The organism is Pseudomonas sp. GM48 (assembly GCF_000282335.1).
In the GTDB taxonomy this organism is placed as follows: Bacteria; Pseudomonadota; Gammaproteobacteria; order Pseudomonadales; family Pseudomonadaceae; genus Aquipseudomonas.
In genome coordinates this window covers 1-18,588 of sequence record NZ_AKJM01000132.1, presented here as the reverse complement: position 1 = coordinate 18,588, position 18,588 = coordinate 1, and the positions used below count along the sequence as shown (strand labels likewise).

The window sequence follows — 18,588 nt, the reverse complement described above, 5'->3', positions numbered from 1 at the left end:
CAGCCTCGCGGGCTCGGCAGCTGCTACAAAGGGGGTCGCGGCTGAAATTGCTTAACTGGCGGGCATTACCCCCCCGGGTCTGCTTACTTGCGGCACAATTGAACCATCGTTCCTTTCCATCCATAGAGTGACTCCTGGTGCAGGCAACCCGTTTAACCCTGATTTGCCACGCTCGAACCGTCGCACAAAAATTGGCGCGTTTTCCTTTGGACGAACCTCTGGAGATGGATTGGCAAGCGCTCAGGCTCTCCCGTTGCAATCAGTTCAAGGGTGCTCCACGCCTTGTCTGCGGCCCGGAGTTGCGCACCCGGCAAACCGCTGAACTGTTCGGCAGCTCGCCGGAGATTGTCGACGCGTTGAGGGACTGCGACTTCGGGCGTTGGGGCGGTGTTCGCATCGGTGAACTTCAAAAGGCTGAAGCTGAGAACCTCCAGTATTGGTTGGTAGACCCGGCTTCGGCACCCCACGGTGGCGAGTCGGTGCTGCAACTGGAGGAGCGGATGAGCGTGTGGCTGACCTCGTTGCAATCGACACCGGGGCACATCGTTGCCATTACCCATCCCTTTGTCATCCGCGCCGCGCTGACGCACGTATTGCAGGGTGGGGCGTCCAGCCTGATCGACGTCGAACCCTTGGCGGCTGTCGAGCTGAGGTTCCATGGCCGCTGGCGGCTGCGCTTGCCGGGCACTGATCCCGAGGATCTGCTGTGATGAAAAAACTCCTGGTCATCGGTATTGGTGCCGGCAATCCCGACTACATCACGATGCAAGCGGTGAAGGCGCTGAATCAGGTCGATGTTTTTTTTCTCATGGACAAGGGCGAAAGCAAAAACAAACTCACCGATTTGCGGCGCGAAATCTGCGAACGCTACATCACCGATCACGATTACCGTTTTGTCGAAGCCCACAGCCCGGAGCGCGAGCGCGGTGAGGTGGACTACAAGACCAGCGTTGATGTCTTGAACCTGGCCAAACAGCAGACCTTCGAGCGGCTGATCAACGAGGAAATGGCTGACGGTCAGTGTGGCGGTTTTCTGGTGTGGGGCGACCCGGCGCTGTACGACAGCACCATTCGTATTCTTCAGGCGATCCAGGCCTCAGGTGCCTGTGCGTTCGAGTTCGAGGTGATCCCCGGCATTACCAGCGTCCAGGCGTTGGCAGCACAGCACAAGGTGCCGCTCAACCAGATTGGCCGCTCCGTAGAAATCACCACAGGCCGGCGCCTGGCGGCGGGGCAGGTGAGCGATGCCGACAGCCTGGTGGTGATGCTCGATGCCCAGGATGCTTACCATCAGGTGGTCGATCAGGAAACCGACATTTACTGGGGGGCCTATTTGGGGACGCCGGACGAAATCCTGATCAGCGGCAAACTCAAGGATGTGGCGGATGAAATTGAACGGGTGCGCAAGGCGGCGCGGCTGGCTAATGGCTGGATCATGGATACCTATTTATTGCGCAAGCCTTGAAAGTTGGCTAGCCCGGTCTGGCCCCTTCGCGAGCAAGCCCGCTCCCACAGGGTTGGTGTGAACAACACAAAACCTGTGGGAGCGGGCTTGCTCGCGAAGAGGGCCTTGAGAACACCTCAAAACACAGCACTGCCCCCACGCCCAAACCGCTCCCGATACACCGAAGGCGGTACGCCGACCACCGTTCGAAAGGCTACCCGGAAGCTTTCCACCGAGCGATAACCACAACGTTCGGCAATCTGCTCGGTGTTCTGGTCGCTGCTTTCCAGCAGCTCGCGGGCGCGGCCCAGACGCTCATGCTGCAACCAGGTTTTCGGTGATTGGCCGCTGGCTTCGGTGAAGCGACGCAGGAACGTGCGTTCGCTCATCGCGGCTTCGCTGGCCAGGTCGCGCACTTCCAGTGGCTCGTGCAAACGCTCACGTGCCCACTGCATGACGCGGGAAAGATCGCTGCGCGGTGTAGGACTGACCGGCGTCGGAATGAATTGCGCCTGGCCACCGCTGCGTTGTGGCGACATGACCAGGCGCCGGGCCACGCAATTGGCCACCTGCGTACCGAAATCCCGCGCCACCAGATGCAGGCAGGCATCGATGCCTGCCGCGCTGCCGGCGGAGGTGATCAATTGGCCGGAGTCGACATACAGCACGTCCGGGTCCACCAGAATGTCGGGAAACCGCTCAGCCAGTTCCGAGGTATAGCGCCAGTGCGTGGTCGCACCGTGCCCGTCGAGCAACCCGGTGGCAGCGAGGACGAAAACACCGGAGCAGATCGACAGCAACCGCGCACCCCGCGCATGGGCCTGGCGCAGGGCGGCGATCAGCTCCACGGGCACCGTGGCGCTACGGTCGCGCCAGCCGGGGATGATGATGGTGCGGGCATCGGCGAGCAATTCCATGCCGCCATCGGCCAGGACCTGGATGCCGCCCATGGCACGCATCGGCCCTTGATCGACTGCGACGATACGGTGCTCGTACCACGGAAAATCGAATTCAGGTCGTGGCAGGCCGAAGATCTCCACGGCAATGCCGAACTCGAATGTGCAGAGGCCGTCGTAGGCCAGAATCGCGACCATTCCTGGGGTAGGGTGCATTTGGCGGAAAATTCCCGGTGAGTGTCTTGTGCGCCACTGTAGCCGCAAGTATCTGGCGGATAAAGTCTTCCCACACCCACCGCCTCTTTGGAGTACAGCCCATGACCAGTCTGGTTCGCGAAATTCCTGCCGCCCCATCGGCCATCGCCCTAATGCATTTCAGCAACCGTCTGACGTTCGAGACCGATTGTTCCGACGTCCACGCCAGCCAGCAGGGGGGTGAAGTCGATTTCATTCTGGTGGATGTTCGTGGCCCGCTGGCGTTCGAGCGCGGGCATGTGCCGGGAGCGATCAACATTCCCAGGCGTTTGCTGACAGCCGAAGGTTTGGCGGGGTATCCGAAAGACAGCCTGTTCGTGGTCTATTGCGCCGGGCCTCACTGCAACGGCGCCAACAAGGCAGCAGTGAAGCTGGCGGCCCTGGGTTACCCGGTCAAGGAGATGATTGGCGGCGTGACCGGATGGCTGGATGAAGGGTTTGAGTTGAGTGCCGTGGTGCCGCGGCCTGTCAGTGAAGTAATCGGTTGCGAATGCTGATCTTCAAACCCCATTGATTCCTGTGGCGAGGGAGCTTGCTCCCGCTCGGCTGCGAAGCAGGCGCAGTTTTGGGGCCGCTTCGCGACCCAGCGGGAGCAAGCTCCCTCGCCACAAAGGATGGTTGCAAAACACCTCAGCGTGGCTTGGAGGCCGCCCACCACTCATCCAGTGTTGCCTGCAACCACGCAAATACGTCGGCGTAGGCCGCACCGTCCTGCGGACCCCGGGGCAACGGCGATTCATCGCCAAAATGCGCATTGAGCATGGCCACCGACTCGGCGTTCCACTCCGGATGAAACTGCAACCCCAGCCGCGCCGGCCCTGCCCGGTACATCTGCTGCACACAGTGTTCGTTGCTGGCCAACAGCTGTGCGGCAGGCGGCAGGTCGATGGCGTCCTCGTGCCACTCCAGCACCTTCAGCGTTTGCCCGTCGATAAAGGTCACGCTGGTCCATCCGGTTTCGGTCTGGTCCATCCGCCGTACATTCCCTCCGAGACTCAGCGCCAGCAACTGGGCCCCCAGGCATATGGCGAACACGGCCGCGTCATGATCGAGACTGCCTTTGAGCCATTGCCGCTCGGCTTCCAGCCAGGCCGGACCGGCATTGGATTCATAAGGCCCGCCCAACAGGATCACGGGATCGGCGCTGACGGGCGGCAATTGGCCCAGGTCGGCGCGAAACACGTTCAGCGTCAGCCCACGGGATTCGGCCCAGAAGGCGATGGCGCCCGGACCTTCGGCGGGGTGGTGCTGGATCAGGTTCAACGTGGGCATCACGCTACTCTCGATGGGACGCAAGGGCGCTCAATGTGCCGTAAAACATCCGGTATCGCCAGTCGGTTCATTCCGTCGGATGACGCCGGGAAACCTGTAGGTCTGGTCTGAAAGCGCGGCTTGTCTGACAGACATTGCTCCGTCATGGCGCGTGCACCTCAACCCCTGCATCCCGCCGCCACTTTTCTATAAATATTTGTCGCCTCAGCGTAATTTGCCCTCCTGTAGCCACTCTAGACTGCCGGCCACTTCGGTTCCCGCTCACGAAGCGATGACCGAACGCTGCCAATCGAAGCTGCCAATAAAAGCCTCCGCACACAGGAGTAATAAATGAAGAAGCTAGTGATGTTCGGTGCCCTGGCACTGTCGATGTTGTCCCTGACCGCCGTGGCCGAAGACGCCAAGCCGATCCGCATCGGTATCGAAGCTGGCTACCCGCCATTCTCGATGAAAACCCCTGACGGCAAACTCACCGGTTTCGACGTGGACATCGGCGACGCTCTGTGCGAGCAGATGAAAGTCAAGTGCACCTGGGTCGAGCAAGAGTTCGACGGCCTGATTCCTGCGCTGAAGGTCAAGAAAATCGACGCCATCCTGTCGTCCATGACCATCACCGATGACCGCAAGAAGAACGTCGATTTCACCATCAAGTACTACCACACCCCGGCACGCTTCGTGATGAAGGAAGGTTCCAGCATCAAGGATCCACTGACCGAACTCAAAGGCAAGAAAGTCGGTGTGCTGCGCGCCAGTACCCACGACCGCTTCGCCACGGAAGTGCTGGTGCCTGCCGGTATCGAGCTGGTGCGCTACGGCTCCCAGCAGGAAGCCAACCTCGACATGGTGTCGGGCCGCATCGATGCGCTGCTGGCCGACTCGGTCAACCTGGACGACGGTTTCCTGAAAACCGACGCCGGTAAAGGTTTTGCCTTCGTCGGTCCTGAGTACAACGATCCGAAATACTTCGGTGGCGGCGCAGGCATTGCCGTGCGCAAGGGTGATAAGGAACTGGCCGACAAGTTCAACACCGCGATTACCGAAATCCGCGCCAACGGCAAGTACAAGCAAGTGCAGGACAAGTACTTCAAGTTTGACGTTTACGGCGAGTAAGCGAGCCGTTTAAAAAAGTGGCAACCGTTGAAGCGGTTGCCATTTTTTTTATGCAATCATTTTCAGCACTGAGATACCTGTGGGAGCGGGCTTGCTCGCGAAGGCGTCGGTACATTCAACATCCATGTTGCCTGACACGACGCCTTCGCGAGCAAGCCCGCTCCCACAGGTGATCTCGCCGTACAGACATCAGGAGTCGCCCACATGCAACGCATCGACCATCCACTGCCCTGGAGCCACCTGGGCACCGAGCGCACCCTCAGCGTGTTTCGCTATGGTGCGGGCACGCGCAAGGTGTACATCCAGGCCAGCCTGCACGCCGACGAATTGCCGGGCATGCGCACGGCCTGGGAGTTGAAGAAGCGCCTGTCCGAACTTGAACAGCAGGGGCAATTGAAGGGTGTGATCGAACTGGTGCCGGTGGCCAATCCCATTGGCCTCGACCAGCACTTGCAAGGCAGCCACATGGGGCGTTTCGAACTCGGCAGCGGCAAGAACTTCAACCGCTCGTTCGTCGAGCTCAGTGCACCTGTGGGCGCGTTGATCGGTGATCGCCTTGGCAGCGATGCCCAGGCCAACATCGCGCTGATTCGCCAGACCATGGGCCAGGTGCTCGACGACTTGCCGGCAGCACCATCGCAGCTGGAAGCCATGCACCGCCTGTTGTTGCGCCATGCCTGCGACGCCGACATCACCCTCGATCTGCATTGCGATTTCGACGCGGCCATCCACATTTACGCCTTGCCGCAGCACTGGCCGCAATGGCAATCCCTGGCGGCGCGTTTGAAGGCCGGCGTGGCGTTGTTGTGTGAAGACTCCGGCGGCAGCTCGTTTGATGAATCCTGCTCTGCGCCATGGTTGCGTCTGGCCAGGGCGTTCCCGGCGGCGGCGATTCCACCGGCCAACCTGGCGACCACGCTGGAGTTGGGCAGCATGGGCGATACCCAGGTTGATCAGGCGCAAGCCAATTGCGAGGCAATCCTCGGGTTTCTCGCCGAGCAAGGTTTCATCTCCGGCACCTGGCCGGCGGCACCGGCCGAATGCTGTGAAGGTATGCCGTTCGAAGGCACCCAATACTTGTTCGCCCCGCATCACGGTGTGGTCAGTTTCCTGCGTGAGGCCGGGGAGTGGGTGGAGAAGGGCGATGCGCTGTTCGAAGTGGTCGACCCGTTGAACGACAAGGTCACTACCGTGCAGGCCGGCACCAGTGGCGTGCTGTTCGCCATCGATCGTGGGCGCTACACCCAGCCGGGCACCTGGCAAGCGAAAGTCGCCGGGCGCGAGCCGATTCGGGCGGGCAAGTTGATCAACGATTGACCGGAGATTTTTGTTGCCTGTTCGGGCCTCTTCGCGAGCAAGCCCGCTCCCACAGGAAGTGCATTCCAAATGTGGGAGCGGGCTTGCTCGCGAAGACGGCATCAGCCACGCCCGAGATGTTCCTGCCTACTGAGCAGTGTTAGGCTCTTGCGCGAATCCTGCATTCCGTGAAGGAAGACCCATGTTGAAGATTCTCGCTCTGCTCACGCTGTTGGCATCCACTGCCGTCCACGCCCAATCCCCGCTGCAAACCGACCTGCCGCTCAAGTACCTGGAGCAGGCCAGCGCCGATTCGAACCATCAACCCCTGGTGATTTTCCTCCACGGTTACGGCAGTAACGAGCAGGACCTGTTCGGCATCAAGGATGACTTGCCCGCGGCCTACACCTACCTGTCGGTACGAGCGCCGATAGTGATGCAGGAGGGCGGTTACCAGTGGTTCCGCAAGAAGGGCGAAGGGGCCTACAACGGCGAGACCGATGATCTGACGTCCAGCGGCCAGTTGCTGCTGGATTTCGTCGCACAGGCCACGAAGAAGTATCACACCGAGCCCGAGAAGGTATTCCTGGTGGGGTTCAGCCAGGGCGCGATCATGTCCTACGAAACAGGCCTGCGGCATCCCGAGGCGCTCGGTGGGATCGCTGCGTTGAGCGGGCGGATTCTGTCGGTGCTCAAGTCCGAGCTCCAACCAGATGAAAAACGTCAGTCGCTGGCGATTTTCATCGGTCATGGCGAGCAGGACAAACGCCTTCCCTACAGCGATGGTACCGAAGCCAACAGCCTGTTGCAGAGCGTGTCACTCGAACCCGAGTTCCACGGTTACCCCGGTGTCGGTCACAACATCAGCGCCGACGAGATAGAGGATTTGAGTGCCTGGCTGCAGCGTCTCAACCCCTGAGTCTTATTTTCCGCTGACGATCTGTTTGATCAGGGTTTCGTGGGCCGCCATGTCGCCGGGACGGGAGATCACCTGAATCACCGCCATGCGGGTGCCGGATGCCGCCATCAGCGTGGTGGTGAGGGTCATGCCACCGCCCTGAGTGGCGGTGCCATCGACTTGGCGCAGGCCCAGACCGGTTTTATGGGTCAGGCTTTTCTCGCTCAGTTTGTTGTAGTCGGGCAGGGATTTGTGTTGCGCCGCATCGAAGTCAGCCACGGTGCCATCGAGGAACCCGCCGTCGTTGTCCTTGACGCTGATACCATTGGGCAGGGTGTTTTCCGCGGCGATCACCACGGTCCTGGTGGTCGCATTGCTGTACAGGGTGCCGCTGGCACCGTCCGGGCTGGCGGGCAGCGGGTTGGCGCTGAAACCCTTGGGCAGGTTGAAGGTGAACTTGCCACCGAGCATCGAGACCTTCTGTGCTGGCGCATCGCTGGAAGTGGCCTTGGCGGCCTGCGCATTCAAAGCCCCAAGGCCGGTAGCGGCTGCCAGCAGCAGGACAAGGGCTTTTTTACTCAACAATGACATCGAAATCTCCAGGGACGGGCGCGCGGTGGGGCGCGATCATCCCATGGAGGTTGTGGTGCATTCCAGCGTGCTCTAACGAGCGGTCACTCAGGCAAAGCAGCGATCTGCGATGAGGTGGCTTACCTGTGGCGAGGGAGCTTGCTCCCGCTGGGCCGCGAAGCGGCCCCCTGCATTCTTTCAGACGTACCTCATCGAATGGGTTGGCGACTGCTGCGCAGCCGAGCGGGAGCAAGCTCCCTCGCCACATTGATCACTCATTTCATCACCCTCGAAGGCTAGAACCGGCGGATTACGCCTGGTTTTGCGGGAACAGGTTGCGACGGGTTTCTTCGTCGAATTCGGCCTTGAGCACCAGTTTCTCTTTCAGGCCGTGGGCACGCCGGGCGGCCGGGCGGGCGCTGATTTCATCGTACAGGCGCTTGACGTTCGGGTAGGCCGCCAGACCGCTCTCGCCGAGGATGTAGGGCGCGTAGTTGGCCCAGCCCCACAGAGCCATGTCGGCGATGCTGTAGGTGTCGCCTGCCAGGTACTGATGCTTGGCCAGGCGCTCGTCGAGGATGCGATAGTGGCGTTCGACTTCCTTGAAATAGCGGTTTTTCGCGTAAGGCAGATCTTCCGGTGCGTGGTGCAGAAAGTGCACCGCCTGACCGGAGAACGGCGATAGGCCGGTGCCGATGAACATCAGCCACGACAGCATTTCGGCCTGGCCGGCAGCGGACGTCGGCAGGAAACGCTGATGTTTCTGTGCCAGGTGCAGCAGGATCGCCTGTGAGTCGAACACGGTGGCATCGCCATCCACCAGCGCGGGTACCTTGGCGTTCGGGTTGATTGCCAGAAAGGCTGGCTGGTGTTGCTCGCCCTTGAAGGTGTCGACGCCGATCAATTCGTAAGGCGTTTGCAGCTCTTCGAGCAGCAGGGCAACTTTCATCGGGTTCGGCGAAGGGTGGAAAAACAATTTCATGGTGTAGGCCTCAGTCGGGTAGGGGGTGGAACTGAGGCTGATGTTGAAGCAAACCCGTTCGATTGACGTGCGAGGTTGTTGTTCTATTCGTGCGAAATTATCGAACGTGTTTCGGTGTTTTGACGGTGTCTTCGGCGCCTGTCGTCGGGCCAACCGGCCGCGCCAGCAGGCGTTTGGTCACCCCCAGCATGGCCACCGACACCGCGATGCCCAGCACAAAGGCGTTCATTCCCATCGTCGGCAGTGCCAGCGCCAACACCAGACAGAATGCGGCGAACGAGTACATGCCGGTGGCGGTGGCGCGCAGCAACGCAGCCGTAAAGGCCGGGCCACGGGTTTGCTGGGAGAACACCGCCATCACGCTGCCCAATACCGGAAATACCGCCAGCAGGCCGCTCCAGCGGTCGCCGACAGTGCTGGCCAGCAGTGTCACGACCAATGTGAGCAATGCACCGGCCACCATGCGCAACAAGAGTTTGTCGGATTTCGGCGCCGGGCCACTGAGCACCGGTTGCACGGCGGGGAACAGGTACGGTGCGGCGAGCAGCGCGGTCGCGGCGGCGCACACCGAAAACACCAGGGATGCCGGGATCAGCGACAGGACAACCGCCACCACCGCCCAGACCGACAGCGAGATCATCAACGCCACTGGCCATCCGGCCCGTTGTGCGACCTGGGCGTAGGTCACGCAAAACGCAATCATCGCGAACATGGCCGACAGTGCCGCGGTGGCCGATTGCGCAGCGAACGCCTGGCCTTGTTCAAGTGCGAGGAACAACAGGATCGGTCCGACCACCACCGGCAATCCCGACAACCAACCGGCCACGCTCGGCCCCCAGCGTTTGCCAGCCAGGGAAATCAGCAGCAGGAAGCCTGGAATCACCAGCAATTTGAGGATTAACACGCGCATGTCTCCGATCTGTGTGAGGTAGCAACGGTAACATTGCGTCGGGTAGATTGCTTTATCTGTATGCGGATTTTGTATACAAAAATACGGCCCGTAGGAAAATGTCCGAAAGGGCCTCTTGTGCATACGTTTTTCTGGGCATCCCGTGATGAGGCCAACCCGCATGAACCGCCAACGATTACCGCTGCGCCATGGTCTGTGGCTGCTTGTTTTGCTGAGCTGCCAGGCCCTGGCCAATTGGCAGGATTCGCTGCCCGGTGCGCAAGTCATCGGCAGTGGGGAGTTTCGCAAGTACGGCTTCGATGTCTACAGCGCGCGGCTCTGGAGTATGTCGCGGCCCTTGGCGGGCGATCAGCCGTTCGCCCTGGAGCTGATCTACCAGCGCAGCATTTCCTGTGAAGATCTGGTGAACGCCAGCGTCAGGGAGATCAAGCGACTCTCTGGCACCTCGGTCAGTGCCGAGCAACTGGCGTCCTGGCAGACGCAGATGCAACAGTCGTTCGTCGATGTGCAGGCCGGCACGCGGTTGACCGGGGTGTATCTGCCGGGGCAGGGCGCGCGGTTTTTTCTTGGCCAGCAGTTATTGCGTGAAGTGAAGGACCTGCAATTCGCCCAGGCATTTTTTGCTATCTGGCTCGATCCGCGTACCAGCAACCCCGAATTGCGCCAGCAGTTGCTGGGCATGGCTCCGTAGACTTTGCTTTGTGGTGATCAGTGGGGCGGACAGTGGGTTGACTCTGCAGTTTTTGGGGTGAGTCGTCGGGCCCCTTCGCGAGCAAGCCCGCTCCCACAGTGGACCGCGCTCGTCTGGACAACTCGGTCAAATGTGGGAGCGGGCTTGCTCGCGAAGAACGATAACGCGGTCTAACTGAAAAAAACGCAGGCAAAAAAGAACCCGGTACGACTTGCATCGCACCGGGTGTTTGTCCAGACGGCGACGGATCTTCGTGGGTCCCCGCGCCGACTGTTGAACGCTTTAAGCCCGTTCGAGCGCCAGTGCCACGCCCTGACCGCCACCGATGCACAGGGTGGCGAGGCCTTTTTTGGCATCACGCTTGAGCATTTCATGCAGCAGGGTTACCAGCACGCGGCAACCCGAGGCACCGATCGGGTGGCCCAGGGCGATGGCGCCGCCGTTGACGTTGACCTTGTTCAAGTCCCATTCCAGGTCCTTGGCCACCGCCAGCGATTGCGCGGCAAAGGCTTCGTTGGCTTCGATCAGGTCCAGTTGATCGATGTTCCAGCCAGCCTTGTCCAGGCAACGACGGGTGGCCGACACCGGGCCGATGCCCATGATCGCCGGGTCAACGCCTGCGTTGGCGTACGCCGCGATTTTCGCCAGTACCGGCAGGCCCAGGGCCTTGGCTTTTTCGGCGCTCATCAGGATCACGGCGGCGGCACCGTCGTTCAGCGACGACGCGTTGCCGGCGGTCACCGAACCGTCCTTCTTGAAGGCCGCTTTGAGTTTGCCCAGGGATTCGGCGGTGGTGCCGGCCCGTGGCTGCTCGTCGGTGGCGAAGGACAGCGGATCGCCCTTGCGCTGCGGGATCAGGATCGGGGTGATTTCATCGACGAAGCGCCCGGCTTCGATGGCGGCCACGGCTTTCTGCTGCGAGGCCGCAGCGAAGGCATCCTGCTGCTCGCGAGTCAGGTTGTACTTCTCGGCCAGGTTCTCGGCGGTGATGCCCATGTGGTAGTCGTTAAACGCATCCCACAGGCCATCGCTGATCATGGTGTCGACGATCTGCGCGTGGCCCATGCGCAGGCCGGTGCGCGCGCCGGGCATTACGTAGTTGGCCAGGCTCATGTTTTCCTGGCCGCCGGCGATGATCACCTCGGCATCGCCGCAGCGGATCGCCTGGGCGCCCAGGTGCAGGGCCTTGAGACCGGAACCGCAGACCTTGTTCAGGGTCATGGCCGGTACAGCGAAGGGCAGGCCGGCCTTGATCGCGGCCTGGCGCGCAGGGTTTTGCCCGGCGCCGGCGGTCAACACCTGGCCCATGATCACTTCATCGACTTCGGCCGGGTTCAGGCCGGTTTGCGCCAGCAACTGGCGGATCACCGCAGCGCCCAGGTCAACCGCGGACACATTGGCCAGCGAACCCTGGAAACTGCCGATCGCGGTGCGCGTGGCGGCAACAATGACGACTTCTTGCATGGAATGATTCCTCACTGGGCAGCGAACTGCATTTCCGGCACGTGGTCCGGCACGATCAGTTTACCAGCGGTTTTGGCGACGATTTCCTCAACACTGACGCCAGGTGCGCGTTCCTTGAGGACAAATGCGCCATTTTCGATTTCCAGGTAGGCGAGGTCGGTCAGCACGCGCTTGATGCACCCGGCGCCGGTCAGCGGCAGGCTGCATTGGGACAAGAGCTTGGACTCACCGTCCTTGGACGCGTGGGTCATGATGACGATGATGTTGTCTGCACCGGCGACCAGGTCCATCGCGCCGCCCATGCCCTTGACCAGCTTGCCGGGGATCATCCACGAGGCGATGTTGCCTTGCACGTCTACTTCAAACGCACCCAGCACGGTCAGGTCGACATGACCACCGCGGATCATCGCGAAGGACTCGGCCGAGGAAAAAATCGAAGCACCGATACGTGCGGTCACGGTTTGTTTGCCGGCGTTGATCATGTCGGCATCGATGGTTTCTTCAGTAGGAAACGGACCCATGCCGAGCAGGCCGTTTTCCGACTGCAGCATGACTTCCATGCCTTCGGGGATGTAGTTGGCGACCAGGGTCGGAATGCCGATGCCCAGGTTCACGTAGAAGCCGTCCTGCATTTCGCGGGCGACGCGTTGAGCCATTTGTTCGCGGGAAAGTGCCATTTTTGTTATTCCTTCATTCGGTCCGGGGGCAGGGGATCACTTACGCACGGTGCGCTGTTCGATGCGCTTCTCGAACGTGCCGCAGATGATCCGGTCGACGTAGATGCCAGGGGTATGGATCTGTGCCGGGTCCAGCTCGCCGGGTTCGACGATTTCCTCGACTTCGACCACGGTGATCTTGCCGGCAGTGGCGGCCAGCGGGTTGAAGTTCTGGGCGGTGTGGCGATAGATCACGTTACCGAAATGGTCAGCTTTCCAGCCTTTGACGATGGCGAAGTCGCCGGTGATGGACTCTTCCATCAGGTACTTGCGGCCATGGAATTCGCGCACTTCCTTGCTTTCGGCAACTGGAGTGCCAACGCCGGTGGCGGTGAAGAAGGCTGGAATGCCAGCGCCGCCAGCGCGCATTTTCTCGGCGAGAGTGCCTTGCGGGGTCAGGATGACTTCGATTTCGCCTTTGAGCAGTTGCTCTTCGAACAGCTTGTTTTCGCCGACGTAGGACGCCACCACTTTGCTGATCTGGCGGTCGGTCAGCAGTACGCCAAGGCCAAAACCGTCAACGCCGCAGTTGTTGGAAACCACGGTGAGGTTGCGAGTGCCTTTGCGCTTGATCTCGGCGATCAGGTTTTCCGGGATCCCGCACAGGCCGAAGCCGCCGGCGATCACGGTCATGCCGTCTTCAAGACCTGCCAGAGCTTCCTCGTAGGAACTCACGCGCTTGTCGAAACCTGCCATATGCACCTCTTTTATTCTTTGTGGGCGGCTGGCTAGCCGAATGGAGTTGAGTGTCGCGCTGGTTAATTCATTTGTTAAGTTGATTTTTAATGTTGATTAATAGATAAAACTCAACAAACCGCTGCTTTCTTGCAGCTCCAAGTTTGTAGCTTACAACTGGAAGCGAAGCGACCATGACCATAAAGCAGATCCGTGCCTTTCTGGCCGTTGCCCAGAGCCTGAGCTTTGCCGTGGCCTGCGAGCGCCTGCACCTGTCGCAATCGGCCCTGAGCCTGACCATCAAGGCGCTGGAGGAGGGCCTGGGCGGGCGCTTGTTCACCCGCAATACGCGCAACGTGGCGCTCACCGCCGAAGGCGAAACCCTGGTACCGCTGGCGCGCCGGTTGATCGCCGACTGGGACAATGCCGAAGATGAACTGCGTCAGCGCTTCGCCCTGCAGCGCGGTCGCGTGACCCTGGCGGCGATGCCCTCGTTCGCCGGCAACCTGCTGCCGCCGATCCTCAAGACATTCCGCGCCCGCTATCCGAACGTCAACGTGACGGTTAACGACGTGATCAACGAGCAAGTGCTGGAAATGGTCCGTGACCGCCAGGTTGAATTGGGGGTGGCGTTCGAGCCGACCCAGAGTTCGCCGCTGCAATTCACGCCGCTGTACATCGACCGTTTCGTCGCGGTGGTGCCCTTGGATTCGGCGCTGGCCGGGCGGGATGACATCGACTGGCAGACGCTGCTCAAGGAGCCGTTCATTACCTTGCAGCGACCTTCCACCGTGCGGGTGATGCTGGAAGAGCATTTGCAGGCCCGCGGCATGAAGCTGTCGGTGGAGTTTGAAAGCCATCAACTGGCGACGGTCGGGCGCATGGTCGCCAGTGGCCTGGGTGTGAGCGCGGTGCCGGCCTTGTGCGCGGGGCAGATGCGTGAACTGGGAGCGCGTTGCATTACCTTGCGCGATCCGGTGGTGGAGCGGGCGCTCGGGGTGTTGACCTTGCCTGGGGGCGAACTGTCGGCGGCGGCGCAGGCCTTGTTTGATGTGTTGAAGGAGGAAAACCTTGGGCAGCGTTTCTCCATGAATTGATCACAATACCTGTGGGAGCGGGCTTGCTCGCGAAAGCGGTGGGTCAGGCAAAAAAGATGTTGGATGTGCCGCCCTCTTCGCGAGCAAGCCCGCTCCCACAGAGTTTTGTGTTGATCAGGAAGTGAGGCGTTCTGCCAATAAGGGCAATAACTGCTCGCACGCCCCCTCAATCTTCAGATCCAGAATGTCATCCGCCCGGGTCTTGCCCAGGTTGATCGCGATCAACGGCTTGCCCTGATCCACCACCGCCCGGCACAAGCGAAACGCCGAATAGGCCATCAGCGAAGACCCGATCACCAACAACCCGGCAGCCTGGTCAACGGCCGCCATCGCCTTGGCCGCTGTGGCCTGCGCGACGTTTTCACCAAAAAACACCACATCCGGCTTCATCCGTTCCCCGGCGCAATGCGGGCAGTGCGGGACCTGGAAGCGTGCTTCGAAGGCCGGGTCGAGCAAGGTGTCGCCGTCCGGCGCCTGTACCGCGTCCACGCCGGCCAGGTACGGGTTCCGGGCTTCCATCAAGCGCTGGATCGAATCGCGCTCGCAGAGCCGGCCGCAATCGAGGCACAACACCCGGTGCAAACTGCCGTGGAGTTCGATCACGTCATAGCTGCCGGCCTGGTCGTGCAGGGTGTCGACGTTCTGGGTGATCAACCCGCTGATCTGTTGCGTGCCCTGCAGACTGGCCAGGGTGTCGTGGGCCACATTCGGCTGCGCCAGGCGCACCCGTGGCCAGCCGAGCATCGCCCGCGCCCAATAGCGTCGCCGGGACTCCGGGGCCGAGAGAAACTCCTGATACATCATTGGCTGCCGGCCCCGCCGCACGCCCTGGTTGTCGCGATAATCGGGGATACCCGAAGGTGTACTGATGCCGGCACCGGTCAGCACTGCAAACGGCTGGTCCGCCATGTGTTGATGGAGGCGGTCGAGTTGGTCACGGATCATGCTGTCGAGCATGCTGGGAAACCTGTAGGAGCGAGCTTGCTCGCGATGGTCGTCAACGATAACACTGTAAGCCTGACACCCCGCGGCGTGACCGCGCTTCTCGCGAGCAGGCTCGCTCCTACAGAGAGGGCGGCGGTGTTTATTTGCGCGCCTCCAGAATCAGGTTGAACGGCGTTTCCGTCGCCCGGCGAAAGCGTGTGAAACCCGCGTCGGTGAACACTTTGCGCAACCGCGCTTCACCGGCCTGGGCACCCAGCCCGAGGCCGACTTCCTGGGACAGCGAGTTGGGCGTGCAGATAAAGGTCGACGCCGCGTAGAACAGGCGTCCTACCGGGTTGACGTTGTCGTCGAGCAAGTCGTTGGCGTAGGGCTCGACCAGCAGCACGGTGCCGTCGTCTTTCAACGATTCATAAGCATGTTTGGCCGCGCCCACCGGGTCACCCATGTCGTGCAGGCAGTCGAAGTAGCAGATCAGGTCGTAGTCGCTGCCGGGGTAGCTTTTTGCCGTGCCCTGGAAGAACCTGGCCCGGCCGGACACACCGCCTTCTTCGGCCCGTTGTGTGGCGACGGTAACGGAAGGCGCGTGATAGTCGAAGCCGACGAAGCGCGAATCCGGAAACGCCTGGGCCATGATCACTGTCGAGGCGCCATGCCCGCAGCCGATGTCCGCCACTTTGGCCCCGTCTTCCAGTTTGGCCACCACGCCGTCGAGGGCCGGCAACCATTCGCTGACCAAGTGGGCTTTGTAGCCTGGGCGAAAGAAACGTTCGGTACCACTGAACATGCACGGATGGTGCTCGCCCCAGGGCAGGGCGCCGTTGCCGCGCATGGCGTTGACCAGCTTGTCCTTGTCGTGGAAAAACGACGCGACCACACCGATACCCCCGGCGATATAGACCGGTGAGTCTTCGATGGCCAAGGCCAGGGCTTGCTCTTCGGGCAGGCGGAACTGGCCGTCGCGGTGTTCCATGTAGCCGGAGGCAGCGTGGGCGCTGAGCCATTCGCGCAGCAGGCGGGTGTTGCAGCCGGTTTTCTCGGCAAGGGTTTCGGGGGTGATGGGCTGGCTGTCGGCCATCGCCCGGTATAGGCCGAGCTCTTCGCCGAGGATGACGTTGGCGACCATCGCTGCGCCGCCCATGTCATTCACCAGTTTGCCCATGAAATCGTTAAGTCTGGCCTCGTCCATCACGTGTGCTCCTTCAGCAGGATCACGGTCCAGAGGCATTGTTTTGGGAGTTGTTCGCCGCTGGGCGGTGGTCGTGGGAATGTGCAGGGCACCAAGCGGGTCCTGCGTGCATTTAGTTTAGTTCGCAGGCCATATAGCGCCGCGTTGAGCGACGAAAGCTACATCTTCCTGACCGACACGGGACCTTGTGGGAGCGGGCTTGCTCGCGAAGAGGCCGGCACATTCAAAAGAGAGGTTGACTGACCCGCCGCTTTCGCGAGCAAGCCCGCTCCCACAGGTAACGGCAGTGCCCGCAAGGATCGTGTGTATCCCACTGTATCCAGACCCCTTTTTGACACAGTGACCTCATATTCCGGCCCCAGCCGAACACAGTCCCGATACACCCCTTCGATTAACTGTGTCTCATGGCGGGCACCGGCTCGCGTCCTTGAACATCTTGTGAGATCGACACCATGCAGACCTCCATTCCCCCCGAAGCCAAGGCCAGCGTCGGCCTTGGCCTGCGCCGCGGTTTAATGAAAGACCTCCAGGTCGCGCCGGCAGGCGATTTCGACTTTCTGGAAGTCGCGCCGGAAAACTGGATCGGTATCGGCGGTGCCCACGGCGCAGCATTGCGGGCCCTGGCTGAACGCTATCCGTTGTCCTGTCACGGTTTGTCCCTGTCCCTGGGCGGGCCGTCGCCGCTGGACGTCGATTTTCTGCAAGAGGTTCGCAGTTTCCTCGATCACTACAACGTGCCGCTGTACAGCGAGCACCTGAGTTACTGCAGTGATGACGGTCACCTGTACGACCTGTTGCCGTTGCCCTTCACCGAAGAAGCGGTGCACCACGTCGCCGCGCGGATCCGTCAGGCCCAGGACATCCTCGGCCGGCGGCTGGCGGTGGAAAACGTTTCCTATTACGCCGCGCCCCAACAAGACATGGACGAGGTGACATTCACCAATGCCGTGCTGCGTGAGGCCGATTGCGACCTGTTGCTGGACGTCAACAACGTGTATGTCAATTCGATCAACCACGGCTTCGATCCGCAGGCGTTTCTCGCTGGCATCGATTCGGGGCGGGTGGTAGCCATGCACATCGCCGGGCATTTCGACGAGTCCGATACCTTGAAAATCGACACCCATGGCGCCTCGGTCAAACCGGCGGTGTGGTCGTTGCTGGCCCAGGCTTATGCCCGGTTCGGTGCACAACCGACCTTGCTGGAGCGGGATTTCAACTTTCCGGCATTCGCTGAATTGGTGGCGGAATTGCAGACCATTCGCCGCCTGCAGCAGGAGGGCGTGAACCGTGGCTAAGTCGACTCTTTTGCATCAACAAACCACCATGGGCCGGTACCTGCGTGACCCTGAACACCATGCGCCGCCCACCGAAATGGACTCGGTGCGGGCACAGGTTTACCGCGACCTGGTGTTTGCCAATCTGTGTTCACTGCTCAGTGGCACCTTTCCGGTGTTGGTGAGGATTCTGGGCGATGAACGCTGGCGTTCACTGGTGCGGATCTTTCTGCGGGACTACCGCGCCCGTACACCGAAATTTGGTGAGATTGCTCAGGAGTTTGTCGAGTTTCTCGCGACTGGACCTCAGGCATTGACTGATGGGCCGTGGCCGCCGTTCATGGTGGAGCTGGCGCATTACGAGTGGGTGGAGATGGCGCTGCAACAGTCCGAGGCCGAGCCTTTGGTCACGGGCGATGCCGGGTCGTTGCTGGATCGGCCGCTGCAAGTGTCGCCACTGGCCTGGCCGTTGGCTTATGCCTGGCCGGTGCAACGGGTGGGACCGGATTATCAGCCTGACGTTTTACCGGCTCAGCCTACGTTGTTGCTGGTGCGTCGTGCCGAGGACTGGAGTGTGAAGTTTTCCGAGTTGAGTCCGTTGGCGTGGCGGTTGTTGCAGCGGATTGGCGAGTTCCCGGAGTTGACCGGGCTTGCGCAGTTGCAGGGGTTGGCGGTGGAGGCGGGGCAGGTTGGTTCTTCGGTGTTTTTCGAGGGTGGTTTGGGGTTGTTGCGGCAGATGCATGAGGAAGGGGTTGTTGGGGGTGTTTGACCTTGGCGGCCTATGGGCCGACCAGGTTCTATGTTGATTGAGTACATATCCGTTTCTGCGGTAACGGCGGCTGGCGGTTTCGCCCTTACGGCGAGTCCCTTTGGCAAACGCCCCAAAGGAACCAAAGGTCTCGCCCCT

Annotated in this window: 20 protein-coding genes; 10 read left to right on the top strand and 10 right to left on the bottom strand. The window is 61.1% G+C overall.

Translation table 11 applies throughout. The features are described 5' to 3' along the window. The first annotated feature begins 137 nt into the window (after positions 1-137). Together PMI28_RS04655 and cobF are read left to right on the top strand one after the other, a co-directional pair. Complete coding sequence (locus PMI28_RS04655) at positions 138-710, top strand: histidine phosphatase family protein (protein WP_007991003.1); 573 nt, start codon at positions 138-140, stop codon at positions 708-710. Beyond that, positions 710-1,465 (top strand): precorrin-6A synthase (deacetylating), encoded by a 756-nt coding sequence (gene cobF, locus PMI28_RS04660; protein WP_007991000.1) that lies wholly within the window; start codon positions 710-712, stop codon positions 1,463-1,465. The genes PMI28_RS04655 and cobF overlap by 1 nt, the downstream gene beginning before the upstream one ends. 116 nt (positions 1,466-1,581) lie before the next feature. Here cobF and ftrA read toward each other — a convergent pair whose 3' ends face one another. After that, a complete protein-coding gene (gene ftrA, locus PMI28_RS04665; RefSeq protein WP_007990998.1) occupies positions 1,582-2,556 on the bottom strand; it encodes a transcriptional regulator FtrA in 975 nt (324 codons plus the stop codon). Between the two features lie 101 nt (positions 2,557-2,657). On the opposite strand from ftrA, the gene PMI28_RS04670 reads away from it, so the two are divergent. Continuing rightward, the gene (locus tag PMI28_RS04670; RefSeq protein WP_007990995.1) at positions 2,658-3,092 is read left to right on the top strand and encodes a rhodanese-like domain-containing protein; all 435 of its coding nucleotides are present in this window, start codon (positions 2,658-2,660) and stop codon (positions 3,090-3,092) included. Positions 3,093-3,225: 133 nt separating this feature from the next. On the opposite strand, the gene PMI28_RS04675 is transcribed toward PMI28_RS04670, so the two are convergent. Next, positions 3,226-3,867, bottom strand: coding sequence for a type 1 glutamine amidotransferase (locus PMI28_RS04675; RefSeq protein WP_007990993.1), 642 nt, complete (start codon positions 3,865-3,867; stop codon positions 3,226-3,228). 330 nt (positions 3,868-4,197) lie between these two features. Between PMI28_RS04675 and PMI28_RS04680 the strand changes: the two genes are divergently transcribed. The 3 genes from PMI28_RS04680 to PMI28_RS04690 all read left to right on the top strand — a co-directional run bounded on the left by PMI28_RS04680 (position 4,198) and on the right by PMI28_RS04690 (position 7,192). Continuing rightward, entirely contained in the window at positions 4,198-4,977 is a 780-nt protein-coding gene (locus tag PMI28_RS04680) for an ABC transporter substrate-binding protein (RefSeq protein WP_007990991.1), read from the top strand. Positions 4,978-5,181: 204 nt separating this feature from the next. Continuing rightward, positions 5,182-6,294, top strand: a complete 1,113-nt coding sequence (locus PMI28_RS04685) for a succinylglutamate desuccinylase/aspartoacylase family protein (protein WP_007990989.1) — start codon at positions 5,182-5,184, stop codon at positions 6,292-6,294. 181 nt (positions 6,295-6,475) lie between these two features. Next, positions 6,476-7,192, top strand: coding sequence for an alpha/beta hydrolase (locus PMI28_RS04690; protein WP_007990987.1), 717 nt, complete (start codon positions 6,476-6,478; stop codon positions 7,190-7,192). A 3-nt stretch (positions 7,193-7,195) separates the two neighbouring features. On the opposite strand, the gene PMI28_RS04695 is transcribed toward PMI28_RS04690, so the two are convergent. The 3 genes from PMI28_RS04695 to PMI28_RS04705 all read right to left on the bottom strand — a co-directional run bounded on the left by PMI28_RS04695 (position 7,196) and on the right by PMI28_RS04705 (position 9,627). Further along, the gene (locus tag PMI28_RS04695; RefSeq protein ID WP_007990984.1) at positions 7,196-7,762 is read right to left on the bottom strand and encodes a hypothetical protein; all 567 of its coding nucleotides are present in this window, start codon (positions 7,760-7,762) and stop codon (positions 7,196-7,198) included. Positions 7,763-8,051: 289 nt separating this feature from the next. Continuing rightward, positions 8,052-8,723 (bottom strand): glutathione S-transferase family protein, encoded by a 672-nt coding sequence (locus PMI28_RS04700; RefSeq protein WP_007990982.1) that lies wholly within the window; start codon positions 8,721-8,723, stop codon positions 8,052-8,054. A 97-nt stretch (positions 8,724-8,820) separates the two neighbouring features. Beyond that, the gene (locus tag PMI28_RS04705) at positions 8,821-9,627 is read right to left on the bottom strand and encodes a hypothetical protein (RefSeq protein ID WP_007990980.1); all 807 of its coding nucleotides are present in this window, start codon (positions 9,625-9,627) and stop codon (positions 8,821-8,823) included. A 166-nt stretch (positions 9,628-9,793) separates the two neighbouring features. On the opposite strand from PMI28_RS04705, the gene PMI28_RS04710 reads away from it, so the two are divergent. After that, positions 9,794-10,324, top strand: coding sequence for a chalcone isomerase family protein (locus PMI28_RS04710; RefSeq protein WP_007990977.1), 531 nt, complete (start codon positions 9,794-9,796; stop codon positions 10,322-10,324). A gap of 282 nt (positions 10,325-10,606) precedes the next feature. On the opposite strand, the gene PMI28_RS04715 is transcribed toward PMI28_RS04710, so the two are convergent. The 3 genes from PMI28_RS04715 to PMI28_RS04725 are packed head-to-tail and all read right to left on the bottom strand — an operon-like array spanning position 10,607 to position 13,200. Continuing rightward, the gene (locus PMI28_RS04715; protein WP_007990976.1) at positions 10,607-11,788 is read right to left on the bottom strand and encodes an acetyl-CoA C-acetyltransferase; all 1,182 of its coding nucleotides are present in this window, start codon (positions 11,786-11,788) and stop codon (positions 10,607-10,609) included. A gap of 11 nt (positions 11,789-11,799) precedes the next feature. Next, positions 11,800-12,465, bottom strand: a complete 666-nt coding sequence (locus tag PMI28_RS04720; RefSeq protein WP_007975748.1) for a CoA transferase subunit B — start codon at positions 12,463-12,465, stop codon at positions 11,800-11,802. Between the two features lie 36 nt (positions 12,466-12,501). Continuing rightward, on the bottom strand, positions 12,502-13,200 hold the full coding sequence (locus PMI28_RS04725; protein WP_007990972.1) for a CoA transferase subunit A: 699 nt from the start codon (positions 13,198-13,200) through the stop codon (positions 12,502-12,504). Between the two features lie 173 nt (positions 13,201-13,373). On the opposite strand from PMI28_RS04725, the gene PMI28_RS04730 reads away from it, so the two are divergent. Then, entirely contained in the window at positions 13,374-14,276 is a 903-nt protein-coding gene (locus PMI28_RS04730) for a LysR family transcriptional regulator (RefSeq protein WP_007990970.1), read from the top strand. A gap of 114 nt (positions 14,277-14,390) precedes the next feature. Here PMI28_RS04730 and PMI28_RS04735 read toward each other — a convergent pair whose 3' ends face one another. Next, positions 14,391-15,233 (bottom strand): NAD-dependent protein deacetylase, encoded by an 843-nt coding sequence (locus PMI28_RS04735; RefSeq protein ID WP_007990968.1) that lies wholly within the window; start codon positions 15,231-15,233, stop codon positions 14,391-14,393. A gap of 127 nt (positions 15,234-15,360) precedes the next feature. Then, positions 15,361-16,407, bottom strand: a complete 1,047-nt coding sequence (locus PMI28_RS04740) for a class I SAM-dependent methyltransferase (protein WP_007990966.1) — start codon at positions 16,405-16,407, stop codon at positions 15,361-15,363. 452 nt (positions 16,408-16,859) lie between these two features. Between PMI28_RS04740 and PMI28_RS04745 the strand changes: the two genes are divergently transcribed. Together PMI28_RS04745 and PMI28_RS04750 are read left to right on the top strand one after the other, a co-directional pair. Further along, positions 16,860-17,702, top strand: coding sequence for an HvfB family MNIO-type RiPP peptide maturase (locus PMI28_RS04745; RefSeq protein ID WP_007990964.1), 843 nt, complete (start codon positions 16,860-16,862; stop codon positions 17,700-17,702). Continuing rightward, the gene (locus PMI28_RS04750) at positions 17,695-18,450 is read left to right on the top strand and encodes an HvfC family RiPP maturation protein (protein ID WP_007990954.1); all 756 of its coding nucleotides are present in this window, start codon (positions 17,695-17,697) and stop codon (positions 18,448-18,450) included. The genes PMI28_RS04745 and PMI28_RS04750 overlap by 8 nt, the downstream gene beginning before the upstream one ends. Positions 18,451-18,588: the final 138 nt, after the last annotated feature.